This is a genomic window from Streptomyces sp. ALI-76-A (assembly GCF_030287445.1).
Classification (GTDB): domain Bacteria; phylum Actinomycetota; class Actinomycetes; order Streptomycetales; family Streptomycetaceae; genus Streptomyces.
In genome coordinates, this window is sequence record NZ_JASVWB010000002.1 from 3,560,933 (window position 1) to 3,575,767 (window position 14,835).

Genomic DNA, 14,835 nt, shown 5'->3' on the forward strand with positions numbered 1-14,835 from the left:
AGAATGGACGGTGGCCCGAACCAGACGGGTCATCCCTGACGTACGAGGAGGAGAAGACATGGCGGAGCAAACGCCGCGTCGGAACGAACCGCGGCTACGCCCCGCGCCCTTGCTCTTCGAGCCCGCGCAGGCCGCCGCCGATCCGGAGCACTTCTTCGATCTGGAGTCGATCGACGACCCCCGCGCCCTGCTGGACCGTGCGACGGAACTCACGCACGCGTTCCGCGCGGCGACCGACCGTGCCGTGGAGTTCCAGGCCATCGCGGCGGCCCAGCTGGCCGACCCCCGGCGCTTCGACCGGCTGACCGCGGCGGACATCGCGGAGCGGGCCGAGTGGACCGAGGACTACGCGAAGAAGATGGTCGAGTTCGGCCGGGATCTCATGCGGGGCGGCACGGAGGGCCGCGGGCCCGCCGACCCGGTGTGACACACCCGGGGCCGCTGGGCCCCCACGGGGACGCCCTTTACCCAGGCATATGCCAGGCGGGCAAGATACTCCCTCCCGTCCGTCCGCGTCCCGTTTTCCGGCAACCCGGCGAATCCGGGCGCTCACAGCCCGTAGACGTAGAGGCATGAGCAGTCCACGGAATCAGCAACCGCCGTTCTCCCTTCACCGCGAGGACCGCTTCGACGTCTCCGGCGTCACCGCGGACGGCGCCGCCTGGCTCGCCTCCGCGGCGGCCTCTCCGCGCAGCACCCTGGCACTGTGGGCGGAGCGGCCGGACGCGCCGGTCGTGCTGCCCTGTGGTTCCGCCTTCGACGTGGTCGGGGCGCCCGCCGTATTCGGGCGTCGCATGATCGACCGGCTGTGGGCGGACGGACCGGGTTCGGGGCCGGTCGCCGTGTTCCGGGGCAGGATGCTGCTGTTCGCCGCGCCCGGCACGGCACAGCGGCTGCCCTCCCTGTTGCGCTGGGAGGAGTTCGGCCGTACGGGCGCCATCCCGCCGCTGGTGTGCCACGGCACCGGCGACGCGGTGACCGTCCCCGCCCCGAGCGGCACCGGCGGCTCCCCCGGCAGGTCCGCCGTGCGCTGGCTGGTCGCCCCGGACACCCGCCGCCCCTGGCTGCCGGGTGCGGAGATCCTCCTCTGGGCGGCCGTCCGGGCGGCCCGCGCGGTCGTGCGGATATCGATTTTTCCTCCCGCCGATCAGGGTGCTAATGTCTACGACGTCAGCAGGCGCCGCTAGCTCAGTTGGTTAGAGCAGCTGACTCTTAATCAGCGGGTCCGGGGTTCGAGTCCCTGGCGGCGCACAGACAGTGAAAGGCCCCTCGCTCAGGCGGGGGGCCTTTCGCATGAGCGCTGTCCCCCACCTGAATGTGCGACTGCCGGGTGCGGACGGCGGCCGGCCGTCCGGTGACGTCTCCCGGTGACACTCCCGGTGGCTCATCTCAACGTGCGGATCCCCGCCCCGGTTCACTCCGCGGCCGGTGACGGAGGATCCGGACTTCGTTTGTCACAGCGGCGTGACGAGGGTGTCTTGATCAGGTGCGCTCGTCGAACCCGTCGGCGGGGTGGTCCGTCGTGCTGGCTGAGAACGCGGAACCGCAAGGCACGCCGCGGACCGCTCGCCGACCGACCGAGAGGAACACCCGACATGAACCGCCGCCTGCGCACCGCCCTCGTCGTCTCCGCCGCCCTGAGCGCCGGACTGCTCATGACCGCCTGCGAAGGCGGCTCGACCGGCGCCGCCGAGAAGACCGGGACGGCCTCCTCCGGTTCCCCCACGGCCGAGGCCACCACCGCCACGGCCACGCCGGGCGCCGCGCGGGACGGCGGCACCGGCGGCACCGGCGACAAGGCCGAGGGCACGTCCTCGTCGGGCACGTCGGGCACGTCGGGCACGTCGTCCTCGTCGTCCCAGTCGTCCTCGGGTGACTCCGACGCCGCCGACAAGAGCGGCTACGACCAGGGCTGCGGCACCAACGACCTCCAGTGGTCCGCCAGGCCCATGACGCAGGCCGGCGGCTACTACCTGGTCAGCGTCAAGGCCAGGTCCGGCATCACCTGTGTGCTCCCCGCCGGTCTGCCCGTCTTCGCCTTCGGCTCCGGCGGCACGCAGGCCGACCCCGCCGAGCAGGTCGCGGGCGAGGAGATCACCCTCAGCGGCGGCAGGACGGCGTACGCGGGTGTCACCCCGAAGAGCACCAACGGCGACACCGGCACGGAGTACAGCACGGTCATCGTCTCCGTCAGCGAGGACGACCCCCACCCCCTCTCGCTGAACGTCGGCAGCGTCGTCGTCGACAAGCCCCTCACGACCAACTGGCACACCAACCCGGCCGACGCCGTCCCGTTCACCTCCTGAACCACGCCCCTTTTGAACCACGACCGCCCCGCCGACCGGCCCCGCACAGGCCGGGGTGATCCCGAAGGCCCGGCGGACGCGACCGCCGCGGGCCGCGCACTTCCCGTCGTACCGGGTGAACCGGGGCCCTGGGGCCCACGTTGTCCACGAAGGAGCCCCGTGGCCGGGCGTGCCCGACACAGCGCGCACCCATCCGGCCGACCAGCGGGCTCCGGGGGCGGAACCGTCACGGTTTCCGTCCGCGCCGGGCCCGCGTCCGCGGGGGCCGGACCACCGACCCACCATCTTTCAGGGGCATGATGACGCAGAACTCAGGGCGGCTGTCCGGCGTGTGCCGGGCCGCCGCGGTGACCGCCATGGCCGGAGCGAGCCTGTTCTCCCTCGCGGCGCCGGCGCAGGCGGCCGGCGACGGCCCCAACTACGTGGCCATGGGCGACTCCTACGCCTCGGGAGCCGGCCTGTCAGGGGTGAAGGACACCGCGTGCGACCGCACCGCGGCCGGCTACCCCTCCATCATCGCCGGCACGTCCGCCGGCGAGAACCGGGCGCTCAAGGACGTCACGTGCAGCGGTGCCACGACGCGCCACATCTGGAACGCCCAGGGGTCCAAGCCGCCGCAGATCAACGCGCTGACGCCGAACACCAAGCTGGTCACCCTGACCATCGGTGGCAATGACGTCGGCTTCACCGGCGTACTAACCACCTGCGTGCTGGTGAAATCCTCGGACCCGGACGGCAGTCCGTGCAGGAAGCACTTCACCACCGGCAAGGACGTGCTCGGTGAGCGCATCAACACGGTGGAGGGCCGCGTCCGCGACACGATCACCGACATCAGGCGGCGCAGCCCGGACGCGAAGATCGTCGTGGTCGGTTACCCGGCCCTCTTCCCCGACAACGGTGTGGGTTGCGCGGAAGTGCCCTTCGCCCGGCAGGACTTCGCGTTCCTGCGGGACACGACGCAGAAACTCAACCGCGCGCTGGCCCGTCGGGCCGCCGCCGGTGGCACCGGCGTGTCCTACGCGGACACCTACTCGCCCACCGTCGGCTACGACATGTGCCAGCCCCGCCACCGGCGGTTCATCGAGTCCCTGACTCCGGCCCCGGGCTCCATGGCGGCCCATCCCAACACCTACGGCCAGTTGATGATGGCGACCGCGGCGCTCGACCAGATCCTCGAGCCGTAGGCAGCACGGCGACGAGGGGCGGCCCGCGCCTCGGGCACGGGCCGCTTCGGCGTCCCCTGATCCCGGTCGGCGACCACCGGTACGACGGCCGGGTGCAGTCCGGTCCGCCGATCCGCACACCGGTGGTTCCGGCACGGTGCCACGCCACCGGCGCGGGGTACGCCGCTCGCTCTCCCTCCCGCGGCGCCGGTCCCGCCAGCACCGTGGGGGCCTCGGCCGGCCTCGCCGTGCCGGCCCGCCCGCGCCGCACGCACGCGGGCCGCTCGGCCGGGAGTCCGCCGCCCCGCCCCGGCCGTCGTCCCCTGTCCCGCGCGCGATCCGGCGGGCGGGCGCAGGGCCTGTGCCGCGTCCACACCCGCGTCCACACCCCCGTCCCGTACCGCCGTCCCAAGCAGCCCGCGTTTCCCCAGGTGAGACGCCGTTTCGGCGTTCCAGCCATTCCTGATTCCCGATGATCGTCGCAGGTGGGACGAGAGGTGCCGCAGGCTGGTCACAGCGCAGTCGCCGCGCCGCCGAGGACACGGCAGCCGGCCTCCGACGCGCTCCTGCGACCCACCCGGCAGCGACTGCCGCGCCGGGCTTCCACCGACGGACGTCACCTCATCGGGGGACGTCACCCGGTGCCCGCAGGCGGACGCCACATCACTCAGGGGGAAACATCATGAGCACCCAGCAGGCGACTGCCCTGGCCGCCGAGCGAGCCGGCGAAGCGGCCCCGCGGACCACCGCGCGGTGCGCGGCCGCGGACGCCGAACGGTTCGTCCGCGAGCTGTACGCCGAGCACGGGACGGCTCTGCTGACCTACGCGGCCCGGCGACTGGACCACGACTGGTACCGCGCCCAGGACCTGGTGCAGGAAACCGCCGTTCGGGCCTGGCGTCACGGCCCCTCGCTCGTCCTCTCCCCGGAGGGCATACGTCCCTGGCTCTTCCGGGTCCTGCGGAACCTGGTGATCGACGAGCACCGGGCCCGAGCCGCGCGTCCCCCCGTCCCGCACCAGCTGGACGACGTGGTCATCCCGGTCGGCGACGACACGGACCGCGTACTGACCGCCCAGGTGGTGAGGGAGGCGCTGACGGACCTCACCGACCAGCAACGCGAGATCCTGCACAGCATGTACTTCCACGGGCACAGCGTGGACCACGTGTCCGATCGCCTGGGCATTCCGCACGGCACGGTGAAGTCCCGCACCTACTACGCGATGCGCGCGCTCAAGCGTGCCCTGCTCGCCCGCGGCGTCCTCGGCTGAGTGCTCGCGCCACCGGTACCCCGGTGAGCGGGACGCGCGCGGCGGCCTGGGGACGAGCTCACCCTCGGCGAGCGGGCCGAGGACCTGGGCCAGGTCGGTGGGCGGCTTGGCGCGGAAGGGGGCGAGGCGGCTCCGGCGGTCGGCCGTCCCGCGCCGGCTAACCGACCGTGATCTTCACCGTCCAGGCCCCCGAGGCCGTCTGCCCCTCCGCCTCCACCCGGACGTTCTCGCCGGGCACCGTGAAGCTCTCACCGAGGGAGACCGGAGCGTCCGCGAGGGGCGGGTAGACGGAGTTCTCCCAGCAGGCGTCGGTGCGCGGATGGGCGTCGAGCACCTCGACCGGGCCCCGGCCGGACTCCGCCGCGCCGCTCACCCGGTAGACGAGGATGCCCGGCCGGCAGGCCTCCGTGTCGTTGCCCACCGGTCCGCGCGCCTCGAAGGCGAGCACGCTGTCGGCGCCGGTGCGCACGACGGCGAGCTTGGTCCCGCTGCCCAGCCCGAAGGCCGGCGCCCCGGCGGTGCCCACGGCCGGGACCCCAGGCCCCGCGCCCAGCGGTTCCAGCGTCAGCCGCGTCGGCCCGCTCTGCTGTACGCACGCCACCTGGCGCGGCTCCAGCCAGCCGAGCTTCCACTTGTGCCAGCCGAACAGGTCCGGGGCCAGCCCGAACTGGCTGCCCATCAGGTCCCAGTCGCCGACGTGGGTGTCCCAGTCGCCCTTGCCGTCCACCGGCCGGCGGTACAGGTCCGGCAGGTCGAAGACATGCCCGGTCTCATGGGCGAGAACCAGCCGGTCCGGCGGGTGCTGCTCGAACACGGTGACGACCCGGCGGATGTCCGTGCCGTCGGCCCGCAGCGGCATGTCCAGGTTCACCACCTTCGTCGCGTCCGAGTCCACGCCGGGCGCGTCCGGGTCGGCGACGAAGTAGACGACGTCGTAGCGCGAGAAGTCGACCTGCCCGTCGGCCGCGGCGAGCGCGTCGCGCAGGTAGGCGGCGCGGTGCGGGGCGCTCCAGTCGCGCTGTATGGCGTACGAGGCCGAGGGGCGCGGCATCCGGATCCAGTGCCGCAGCGGGTGCGGGCGCAGGGTGAACCTGCCGTAGGAGGCACGCCGGAAGAAGTCGGTGGTGGCCGGGAAGTGGTCGGCGACCAGCTGGACGGGGCTGGTCAGCGGGGTGGAGTCGGGGAAGGACAGGAAGACCATCACCGCGTCCAGCTCGCGGGTCGGCTGCGGATAGGCGGCGTTCCAGGTGTCCAGGCCCTCCGAGTGGTGGGCCTCGGTGCGGTGGAGGGCGCACGGTGTCGCCGAGAACGGTTCGGCGACGGAGGGTCCGGTGACGAGGGAGGTCGCCACGAGGGCGGCCAGGGTGGTGAACACGGCCGCGGTGCTGCGCAGTCGGGGGCGCGGGAACGGACGCGGCACAGGGACCTCCGGAAGCGGTTCACGGGACACCGCACCCAGATTGTGGGATTTAGTCGTACTAAGCCCTGTTTATCTGCACCAGACGAGTGAGAGGGCCGAAGGCCCGTCAGAAGCGACACCCCCGAACCGCTCACGGAACGTCACAACTGGTCAGACGCCTGTAGAAGCCGTCCACAGTCCGAGCAGAAACGATCTGTCAGAAAGGCCGCTCGGTCCGGGACACTGGACAGTGGCTGGAAGGCCCTTGGGGCAGCCTCTATGATCGGCACACTTTCCTGCCGGACAGCGATCGAGTGCACTGCGGGAGCGAGCGGTGAGCGGAACGTCCGAAGGGCCGACGCCCGCGGCAGACCTCGACCGGTCAGCCGTCACAGAGAGTAATGACCTCACGGCGCCCGGTGCCGACCCCTCCACCTACCGGTCGGTCTTCACGGCCGCCCCGCTCGCCATGGCCGTCGTGAACCGCGAGGGCCTGGTCGTCGGCGCCAACACCGCCTTCGCGGACCTGCTCGGCAGCGCGCCCGACGCGCTGGCCGGACGGATCGCCGCGGATCTGGTGGACCTGGCCTCCGACGCCCGCACCTGGCACGCCTACCGGGAGGTCCTGCGCGGCCGGCAGGCCCGGCTGCGCTGCACCCGCCGGCTCAAGCACTCCGACGGCCAGTCCCTGTGGGTGCAGGTCACGGTCGCTCCCCTGCGGGGAGACGGGCCCGGTACGGTCCTGCTGTCCGTCGCCGACATCAGCGCCCGCCGTGAACTACAGGCGCGGCTGCGGCACTTGCAGATGCACGACCCGGTCACCCGGCTGCCCAACCGCGCGCTGTTCTTCGAACGGCTCTCGGCCGCGCTGGAGGCGGAGTCGTACGAGCCGAGCGGCACCGGACGGGTCGGCCTGTGCTACCTGGACCTGGACGGCTTCAAGGCCGTCAACGACACGCTCGGCCACCGGGTCGGCGACCGGCTGCTGGCCGCCGTCGCCGACCGGCTCAGGCGCTGCGCCGACGAGGCCGGGCGCGGCCGGGTCAGCGTGCCGCTGGTGGCCCGGCTCGGCGGTGACGAGTTCGCGCTCCTGGTCGAGGACTCCACCGGCACCGAGCAGCTCGCCGATCTCGCCGAGGCCGTGCAGAAGGCGGTGCAGGCGCCCTTCGACCTGTCCGGGCAGCGGCTGTCGGTGTCGGCCTCGATCGGCGTGGTGGAGCGGCAGGCGGCGGGCACCAGCGCGACGGGGCTGATGCAGGCCGCCGACACCACGCTGTACTGGGCCAAGGCCGACGGCAAGGCCCGCTGGACCCTGTTCGACCCGGAGCGCAACGCCCACCGCATGACCCGGCAGGCCCTCGCCTCCACCCTCCGGCCGGCGATCGAGCGCGGCGAGTTCGTGCTGGAGTACCAGCCGCTGGTGGGGATGGAGGACGGCCGGCTGCGGGGCGTCGAGGCGCTGGTCCGCTGGAATCACTCCCAGTTCGGTGTGCTGACGCCGAATCGGTTCATCGGACTGGCCGAGGAGGACGGCTCGATCGTGCAGCTCGGCCGCTGGGTTCTGGCCACGGCCTGCCGTCAGGCGCGGCAGTGGCAGCTGGACCACCCCGACGAGCCGCCGATCTTCGTGAGCGTCAACGTGGCGGTCCGCCAGGTCTGGGACTCCGACCTGGTCGCGGACGTGGCGGAGATCCTCGCGGAGACGGGCCTGGCGCCGCATCTCCTCCAGCTGGAGCTCACGGAGTCGGCGGTGATGGGCTCGGCGGGCCGGCCGCTCCAGGCGCTCCAGGCGCTCAGCGACATGGGCGTGCACATCGCCATCGACGACTTCGGCACCGGCTACTCGAACCTGGCCTACCTCAGCCGGCTGCCGGTGAAGGTGCTGAAGCTGGACGGCTCGTTCGTCCGGGGCTTCCAGTACGAGGGGGAGGGCGTCCCCCCGAACCCGGCCGACGAGGTCGTCGTCGAGGCGATGATCCAGCTCGCCCACCGGCTCGGGCTGACGGTCACCGCGGAGTGCGTGGAGACGTCGGCGCAGGCCGCCCGGCTGCGGCGGATCGGCTGCGACACCGGCCAGGGGTGGCTGTACTCGCGGCCGGTGTCGCCGGATCGTATCTCCGGGTTGCTGGGAGTGCGGGTGTGAGCAGGACGGCGACCGGGCCCCGGGGTCAGGCGGTGGGCAGTCCGTAGGCGTCCGCGATGAGTTCGTACGAGCGCAGGCGGACGTCACCGCTGTGGGCGTTGCCGGTGATCATCAGCTCGTCGGCGCCCGTGCGCTTGTGGAGGTCGTCGAGACCGGAGCGGACCTCGTCGGGGGTGCCGTGGATGACGTTGGCGTTCCAGGACTCGGCGAAGTCGCGCTCCATCGGGCTGAACTCGTAGGTCTCGGCCTCCTCGGGGGTGGGGACGAGCCCGGGGCGGCCGGTGCGCAGCCGGATCATGCTGAGCGCGGCGGCCATGACCTGGCGGCGCGCCTCGCGCGGGTCCTCGGTGGCCAGGGCGGAGACGCCGATGAGGGCGTACGGCTCGGCCAGGACGGCGGAGGGCCGGAAGGACTCCCGGTACAGGTCCAGGGCCGGGACGGTGTTCTGCGCCGAGAAGTGGTGCGCGAAGGCGAAGGGCAGGCCGAGGGTGCCGGCCAGGCGGGCGCTGAAACCGGAGGAGCCGAGGAGCCAGACGGGCGGGCGGTGCGGTGACTGCACACCGCCGGGGGAGGTGGCCTGGACCGGGCCGGGGACCGCGTGGATCCGGCGGTAGGGGTGCCCGTCCGGGAAGTCGTCGTCGAGGAAGCGGACGAGTTCGGCGAGCTGCTGCGGGAAGTCGTCGGCGGCCTCGTCGAGGCGGTCCGTGCGGCGCAGGGCGGCGGCGGTGGCGCCGTCGGTGCCGGGGGCCCGGCCGAGCCCGAGGTCCACCCGGCCCGGAGCCATGGCCTCGAGCGTGCCGAACTGTTCCGCGATGACCAGCGGGGCGTGGTTGGGCAGCATCACCCCGCCCGAGCCGAGCCGGATGCGGGTGGTGTGGGCGGCCAGGTGGGCGAGGATCACGGCGGGAGAGCTGGACGCCACGCCCGGCATGGAGTGGTGTTCGGCGACCCAGTAGCGGTGGAAGCGGCGGGACTCCGCGAGCTTGGCCAGGGCGACGCTGGTGCGCAGGGCGTCGGTGGCTGTGCGGCCGGCGCCGACGGTGACCAGGTCCAGGACGGACAGCGGGGCGGGGGCGGTGCCGTGGCTGGTCCCCCGGATGTCGTCTGGCGTTGCGGTCACGGTGGGTGCCTCCTGTGTATGGCCGTACGGTGTCCTCGGGGGTTAACAGGAGGGGGTCCCCGCTTATTCCGTCCCGATGGGTTCTCACGGCCACCGGGCGGGGTGGTGGGCGGGCGGCTTACGGCCTCCGGGGCCGGTGATGCGCGGGTGAGCGGTTCACGGCCACCGGGGCGCTGATGCGCGGGTGAGCGGTTCACGGACCGGACCGAGTGGTCCGCGGGTGAGCGGTTCACGGCCACCGGGCCGAGTGGTGCCTTGAGGCCACGGGCCAGAGTGGTGCGCGGGTGGGCGGCCCGCGCCACCTGGCCCGGTGATGCTCGGGCGGAGGCCTCAAGCCCACGGGCCCGGTGATGCGAGGGTGGCGGCCTCGGGGCCACCGGACCGGGTAACGCGCAAGTAGGCAGCCCACACCCACCGGACCGGGCAATGCGCGAGGGGGCGGCCCACGCCCACCGGGCCGGGTGAAGCGCGGATGCGAGCCCCTGCCGGCCGAGGCGGAGCCGACCCGGCCCGGGACCGGACGGCCGTCAGCTGCCGCCCGCACCCCAACGCCCCACGACCACCGGAGTCAGGTGACCCGCCGATGCGAGCCCCTGCCGGCCGAGGCGGAGCCGACCCGGCCCGGGACCGGACGGCCCTCAGCTGCCGCCCGCACCCCAACGCCCCACGACCACCGGAGTCGGATGACCCGCCGATGCGAGCCCCTGCCGACCGAGGCGGAGCCGACCCGGCCCGCGACCGGACGGCCCTCAGCTGCCGCCCGCGCCCCGGCGCCTCACGACCACCGGGGGCGGGCGTCCGGGGCCGGACGTCTAGGCCTGGACGATGGGCTCCCTGGTGAAGAGCGTGCCCAGGGCCGGGGCGTTGACCCGGCGGTCCGCCAGGCGCAGGGCCTCCCACACCGTGACCTGATTGGCCGTCAGCACCGGCTTGCCGAGTTCCTTCTCCAGGGCGGGTATGTGGGCCGCCGTGTGCAGGGCCGTGTCCGGGAGGAGCACCGCCTCCGCGTCCACGCTGTCGGCTTCCCGGGCCAGCGCGAACACCTCCTCCTGCCCCCAGGTCCCGACCTCCGCCGCCGTGATGATCCCGGCGCCGCGGACCGCGGTCACCTCCACCCCGGCCGCCCGCAGGAACTCCGCGAACAGCGACGCCACGTCGTCGGGGTAGGTCGCGCCGACCGCCACCCGGCTCGCCCCCAACTCCCGCACCGCGTGCGCGAAGGCGAAGGACGTGGAGGAGGCCGGCATGCCCGCCGCCAGGGCGAGGGCGCGTACCTGCTCGTGGGCGCCCTCCCAGCCGTACACGAAACTGCCGCTGGTGCAGGCCCACACCACCGACTCCGCGCCGGACATCCGCAGTTCCCCGACGCCCGCCGCGAGCCGCTCCGCGGAGCCCATCTCCAGCAGGGCGTCGACCCGGTGGGCGTCCTCACCCATGTCGGTGTGGACCAGGTCCAGCCGGACGTCGCTGCCGAGCAACTGCTCGATGCGCGGGTAGTCGTCCTCGGCGGAGTGGCCCGGATAGAGGAATCCCAGTGCGGTCATGTCCAGCCTTCCTGCTGTTCTTCGTCCGGCAGTGCCGGTGCGTCCGGCAGTCCCGGAACGTCGGGCAGTGCGGGACCGAACCGTGCCGCCGGATCGATCAGCGCCTGGAACGGTCCCACCGCTCGGGTACCCAGTCGGCGCAGCGCCGCCCACATCGTGACCTGGTTGGCCGAGATCACCGGGATCCGCAGCTCCGCCTCCAGTTGGGGGATGACGTCGTACGTCGGCAGGTTGGTGCAGCTGATGAACAGCGCGTCGGCGCCGTCCCGGGCGGCCCGGCGGGCCATGTCCGCCACGTCCCGGTAGGGGACCTTCCAGATGTGCCTGGTCAGATCCATGTACGCGCACCCGGCGACCGTGACGCCCGCCTGCGCCACGTACTCCTCCAGGGCGCGGGTCACGGACACCGTGTACGGCGTCACCAGGGCCACCCGCCGTACGCCGAGTTCCGTGAGGGCCTCCAGCAGGGCGCCGGAGGTCGTCACCGACGGCAGCGCGCCCGACCGGGTCATCGCCTCGCACATCGCCCGTTCCCCGGCGATGCCGCCGACGAAGCTGCCGGACGTGCAGGCGTAGGCCACCACCTCGGGCGTGACCGCGGTCAGCGTGCGCACCGCGTCGTGCAGGGTCTCGTGCTCGCTGACCAGCCGGGCCAGGTCGAGGCTGACCTCGACCGGGACGTACGGCGTCCGGGTCAGGTGCAGGGAGACCTCGTCGGGCACCCAGCGCCACAGCTCGCGGTCGAGGGCGAAGTCGAACGGGGCGACGACCCCGACACCGCGCTGAGGCCGTGGGCCCCCCAGAAAGGAAACGTCCATGGCAGACACCGGCCTCACGCTGAGGGACCAGGGGACAACGGACTGTGCGCATGCCCGTGTTGACGAAGGTAGGTTCGGGTGCGAGCGTGGTCAATCCGCCCTCGTGACGCCCGCGTCACGCCTCGGTCACCCGCTTGTGTCCGCCCACGTCAGACGGCCGTCACCGCCGGAGAACCGGCTTCCCGAATGGCTCGCAGATGACCGCTCCCCCCTCCGGTCCCCCGCCCGTCCCCACCCTCCTGGTCCTGGACGCCGATCCGCTCCCCCGCCTCGGCAGGCTCACCGGCCGGGCCCGCGTGGAGCACGTGGACGAGTCGACCCTCGCCGAGCGGCTTCCGCACGCGGACGTGCTGCTGGTGTGGGACTTCACCTCGCACGCGGTGCGCCGCGCCTGGCCCGGTGCGGGGCCGCGACCGCGCTGGGTGCACACGGCGAGCGCCGGCGTCGACCATCTGATGTGCCCCGAACTCGCCGCGTCCGACACCGTGGTGACGAACGCGCGCGGTGTCTTCGACCAGCCGATCGCCGAGTACGTCGCCGCGCTGGTCCTGTCGATGGCCAAGGACCTGCCGCGGACCTGGGAGTTGCAGCGGCGCGGGACCTGGCTCCACCGTGAGTCGCAGCGGGTGGCGGGCACCCGCGCGTGCGTCGTCGGGGCCGGGCCCATCGGCCGGGCGATCGTCGCCACGCTCAAGGCGCTCGGCGTCACCGCCGCGCTCGTCGGCCGCACCCCGCGCACCGGCGTGCACGGCCCCGACGACCTGGACCGGCTGATGGCCGGGGCGGACTGGGTGATCGCGGCGGCGCCGCTCACGGACCGGACCCACGGCATGTTCGACGCCCGCCGCTTCGGCGTGATGCAGCCCTCCGCCCGCTTCATCAACATCGGCCGGGGACAGCTGGTCGTGCAGGAGGCCCTGGTCGAGGCGCTGACCAAGCGGTGGATCGCGGGCGCGGCCCTGGACGTCTTCGAGCACGAGCCCCTCACGCCGGACAGCGGGCTGTGGCGGGTGCCGAACCTGATCGTGTCCCCGCACATGAGCGGCGACACCGTCGGCTGGCGGGACGAACTGGCCGCCCAGTTCGTGGAGTTCTACGAGCGCTGGGAGGCCGGCCGGTCGCTGCCGAACGTGGTGGACAAGAAGCGCGGGTACGTACCCGGACACTGACGTCCTACGGAGGGGCCGGATGACGCAGTTCGACGAACTCACCGCACTGCAACTCCTCGACGGCTACCGCGCGGGCGACTTCAGCCCCGTGGAGGCGACCCGCGCGGCCCTGGACCGCGCGGAGGCGGTCCAGCCGGCGGTGAACGCCTTCGTCCGCCTCTTCGCGGACGAGGCCCTCGCGCGGGCGCGGGCGTCCGAGGACCGGTGGCGGCGCGGGGAACCGGCGGGGCTGGTGGACGGTGTCCCGGTCACGGTGAAGGACATCCTGCTGCTGCGGGGCGCGCCGACCCTCAAGGGCTCCAGGACGATCTCGGAGCGGGGCCCGTGGGACGAGGACGCCCCGTCCGTGGCCCGGCTGCGCGAGCACGGCGCCGTCTTCCTCGGCAAGACCACGACCCCGGAGTTCGGCTGGAAGGGCGTCACGGACTCCCCGCTGTCCGGCGTGACCCGCAACCCGCACGACCCGACCCGTACCGCGGGCGGCTCCAGCGGCGGCGCGGCGGCGGCCGTGGCCCTCGGCGCGGGCCCGCTCGCGCTGGGCACCGACGGCGGCGGCAGCGTCCGTATCCCGGCCGCGTTCTGCGGGATCTTCGCCCTGAAACCGACGTACGGCCGGGTGCCGCTGTACCCGGCGAGCGCGTTCGGCACCCTCGCCCACGTGGGCCCGATGGCCCGGGACGCGGCGGACGCGGCGCTGCTCCTCGACGTCATCGGTGTCCCCGACTCCCGCGACTGGTCGGCGCTCGCGCCCGCCTCCGGCCCGTTCTCGGCGGGCCTGTCCGGCGGGGTGCGGGGGCTCAGGATCGCCTACTCGCCGTCCCTCGGCGGGCAGGTGGCGGTGCGGCCGGCGGTCGCGGCGGCGGTACGGCGGGCCGTGGAGCGGCTGGCGGACCTCGGCGCGTACGTCACCGAGGCCGACCCGGACGTCACCGACCCGGTGGACGCCTTCCACACCCTGTGGTTCAGCGGCGCGGCCCGGGTGACCCAGCACCTCGGGCCGCGGCAGCGGGAGTCGCTCGACCCGGGGCTGCGGGAGATCCGCGACCGGGGCGCCCGGTACAGCGCCCTCGACTACCTGGCCGCGGTCGACGTCCGGATGGAGCTGGGCCGCCGGATGGGCCGCTTCCACGACTTCTACGACCTGCTGGTCACCCCGACCCTCCCGATCACCGCGTTCGAGGCGGGCGCCGAGGTCCCCAAGGGCTCCGGCCACCGCCGCTGGACGGGCTGGACGCCGTTCACGTACCCCTTCAACCTGACCCAGCAGCCGGCGGTCTCCGTCCCGGTGGGGACGGACGGCGACGGGCTGCCCATCGGTCTCCAGCTCGTGGCCGCCCGCCACCGTGACGACCTCGTGCTGCGCGCGGCGCACGCGCTGGACGAGGCGGGGGTCACACCCGCCGGAAGCTGAGCGTCTCCCCGGCCGCCCCGGTCCGCCACAGGTCGTTGCACGCCTCCGCCATCGCGTCGAGGCCCTCGGTCACCTGGCCCCAGACGATGCCGGGGACCCAGCCCACGTCCGCGTTGAGCAGCAGGTTGTTGCGTTCGTAGAAGAGGGCGAGGTCGACGACGGTGGTGCCGGGGCGTACGTCGGCGCCGTAGCCGTACGCCTTGGTGCCCAGTTCCGCGCCCGCGAAGGAGAAATAGCAGAGGTCGCCGGGGATGGGGGTGACCGTCGGGTTCTCCAGCGGCGGCTCCTTCTCGGCGAACGGCGGGAAGAGGGCGTAGATCTCGTTGCGCGCGTACTTCGCGTGGTAGACGTCGCCGCCCAGCGGAAGGGCGTCCCACACCGCGGCGCAGGTGCGCGGCGCCCGCTCGTCGAGCAGTGTCGCCGTGCAGTGGACTCCCCTCCTGAGCAGGGAGACTTCGATGTGACGGTCGGCCATTCGGCCTCCTGTGCGGG

General features: G+C 73.4%; 13 protein-coding genes and 1 tRNA gene. 9 read left to right on the forward strand and 5 right to left on the reverse strand.

Going from position 1 to position 14,835, the window contains the following annotated elements; genetic code table 11:
• Positions 1–58 precede the first annotated feature (58 nt).
• From QQS16_RS16840 to QQS16_RS16865, 6 genes are all read left to right on the forward strand, one after another.
• A complete protein-coding gene (locus QQS16_RS16840; RefSeq protein WP_286062563.1) occupies positions 59–427 on the forward strand; it encodes a DUF8844 domain-containing protein in 369 nt (122 codons plus the stop codon).
• Between the two features lie 145 nt (positions 428–572).
• Positions 573–1,187 carry a bifunctional DNA primase/polymerase gene (locus QQS16_RS16845; protein ID WP_286062564.1) on the forward strand — a complete coding sequence of 205 codons (615 nt, stop codon included), beginning with the start codon at positions 573–575 and terminating at the stop codon, positions 1,185–1,187.
• Positions 1,178–1,251: transfer RNA gene (locus tag QQS16_RS16850), tRNA-Lys, on the forward strand. Before QQS16_RS16845 ends, QQS16_RS16850 begins: the two co-directional genes overlap by 10 nt.
• A 344-nt stretch (positions 1,252–1,595) precedes the next feature.
• Positions 1,596–2,306 carry a DUF4232 domain-containing protein gene (locus QQS16_RS16855; protein ID WP_286062565.1) on the forward strand — a complete coding sequence of 237 codons (711 nt, stop codon included), beginning with the start codon at positions 1,596–1,598 and terminating at the stop codon, positions 2,304–2,306.
• Between the two features lie 296 nt (positions 2,307–2,602).
• The gene (locus tag QQS16_RS16860; RefSeq protein WP_286062566.1) at positions 2,603–3,490 is read left to right on the forward strand and encodes an SGNH/GDSL hydrolase family protein; all 888 of its coding nucleotides are present in this window, start codon (positions 2,603–2,605) and stop codon (positions 3,488–3,490) included.
• A 661-nt stretch (positions 3,491–4,151) separates the two neighbouring features.
• Positions 4,152–4,739, forward strand: a complete 588-nt coding sequence (locus QQS16_RS16865) for a sigma-70 family RNA polymerase sigma factor (protein ID WP_286062567.1) — start codon at positions 4,152–4,154, stop codon at positions 4,737–4,739.
• 157 nt (positions 4,740–4,896) lie between these two features.
• On the opposite strand, the gene QQS16_RS16870 is transcribed toward QQS16_RS16865, so the two are convergent.
• A complete protein-coding gene (locus QQS16_RS16870) occupies positions 4,897–6,159 on the reverse strand; it encodes a M6 family metalloprotease domain-containing protein (RefSeq protein ID WP_286062568.1) in 1,263 nt (420 codons plus the stop codon).
• Positions 6,160–6,472: 313 nt separating this feature from the next.
• Here QQS16_RS16870 and QQS16_RS16875 point away from each other — a divergent pair, with 313 nt between their 5' ends.
• Positions 6,473–8,281: a putative bifunctional diguanylate cyclase/phosphodiesterase gene (locus tag QQS16_RS16875; RefSeq protein WP_286062569.1), complete on the forward strand. Its 1,809-nt coding sequence runs from the start codon at positions 6,473–6,475 to the stop codon at positions 8,279–8,281.
• Between the two features lie 25 nt (positions 8,282–8,306).
• Here QQS16_RS16875 and QQS16_RS16880 read toward each other — a convergent pair whose 3' ends face one another.
• The 3 genes from QQS16_RS16880 to QQS16_RS16890 form a co-directional block, all read right to left on the reverse strand.
• A complete protein-coding gene (locus QQS16_RS16880; protein WP_286062571.1) occupies positions 8,307–9,401 on the reverse strand; it encodes an LLM class flavin-dependent oxidoreductase in 1,095 nt (364 codons plus the stop codon).
• Positions 9,402–10,213: 812 nt separating this feature from the next.
• On the reverse strand, positions 10,214–10,945 hold the full coding sequence (locus tag QQS16_RS16885; protein ID WP_286062573.1) for a maleate cis-trans isomerase family protein: 732 nt from the start codon (positions 10,943–10,945) through the stop codon (positions 10,214–10,216).
• A complete protein-coding gene (locus tag QQS16_RS16890; protein WP_286062575.1) occupies positions 10,942–11,763 on the reverse strand; it encodes a maleate cis-trans isomerase family protein in 822 nt (273 codons plus the stop codon). Before QQS16_RS16890 ends, QQS16_RS16885 begins: the two co-directional genes overlap by 4 nt.
• A gap of 197 nt (positions 11,764–11,960) precedes the next feature.
• Here QQS16_RS16890 and QQS16_RS16895 point away from each other — a divergent pair, with 197 nt between their 5' ends.
• Both QQS16_RS16895 and QQS16_RS16900 read left to right on the forward strand, forming a co-directional pair.
• A complete protein-coding gene (locus QQS16_RS16895; RefSeq protein WP_286062577.1) occupies positions 11,961–12,932 on the forward strand; it encodes a D-2-hydroxyacid dehydrogenase in 972 nt (323 codons plus the stop codon).
• A gap of 19 nt (positions 12,933–12,951) precedes the next feature.
• Positions 12,952–14,343: an amidase gene (locus QQS16_RS16900; RefSeq protein ID WP_286062579.1), complete on the forward strand. Its 1,392-nt coding sequence runs from the start codon at positions 12,952–12,954 to the stop codon at positions 14,341–14,343.
• On the opposite strand, the gene QQS16_RS16905 is transcribed toward QQS16_RS16900, so the two are convergent.
• Positions 14,324–14,818: a DUF3830 family protein gene (locus QQS16_RS16905; RefSeq protein ID WP_286062580.1), complete on the reverse strand. Its 495-nt coding sequence runs from the start codon at positions 14,816–14,818 to the stop codon at positions 14,324–14,326. The two genes, QQS16_RS16900 and QQS16_RS16905, sit on opposite strands and share 20 nt — an antisense overlap.
• Positions 14,819–14,835: the final 17 nt, after the last annotated feature.

Coding starts and splice junctions, on each gene's coding strand:
- QQS16_RS16840 (WP_286062563.1), top strand. CDS start 59: ATGGCGGAGCAAACGCCGCGTCGGAACGAACCGCGGCTACGCCCCGCG.
- QQS16_RS16845 (WP_286062564.1), top strand. CDS start 573: ATGAGCAGTCCACGGAATCAGCAACCGCCGTTCTCCCTTCACCGCGAG.
- QQS16_RS16855 (WP_286062565.1), top strand. CDS start 1,596: ATGAACCGCCGCCTGCGCACCGCCCTCGTCGTCTCCGCCGCCCTGAGC.
- QQS16_RS16860 (WP_286062566.1), top strand. CDS start 2,603: ATGATGACGCAGAACTCAGGGCGGCTGTCCGGCGTGTGCCGGGCCGCC.
- QQS16_RS16865 (WP_286062567.1), top strand. CDS start 4,152: ATGAGCACCCAGCAGGCGACTGCCCTGGCCGCCGAGCGAGCCGGCGAA.
- QQS16_RS16885 (WP_286062573.1), bottom strand. CDS start 10,945: ATGACCGCACTGGGATTCCTCTATCCGGGCCACTCCGCCGAGGACGAC.
- QQS16_RS16890 (WP_286062575.1), bottom strand. CDS start 11,763: ATGGACGTTTCCTTTCTGGGGGGCCCACGGCCTCAGCGCGGTGTCGGG.
- QQS16_RS16895 (WP_286062577.1), top strand. CDS start 11,961: ATGACCGCTCCCCCCTCCGGTCCCCCGCCCGTCCCCACCCTCCTGGTC.
- QQS16_RS16900 (WP_286062579.1), top strand. CDS start 12,952: ATGACGCAGTTCGACGAACTCACCGCACTGCAACTCCTCGACGGCTAC.
- QQS16_RS16905 (WP_286062580.1), bottom strand. CDS start 14,818: ATGGCCGACCGTCACATCGAAGTCTCCCTGCTCAGGAGGGGAGTCCAC.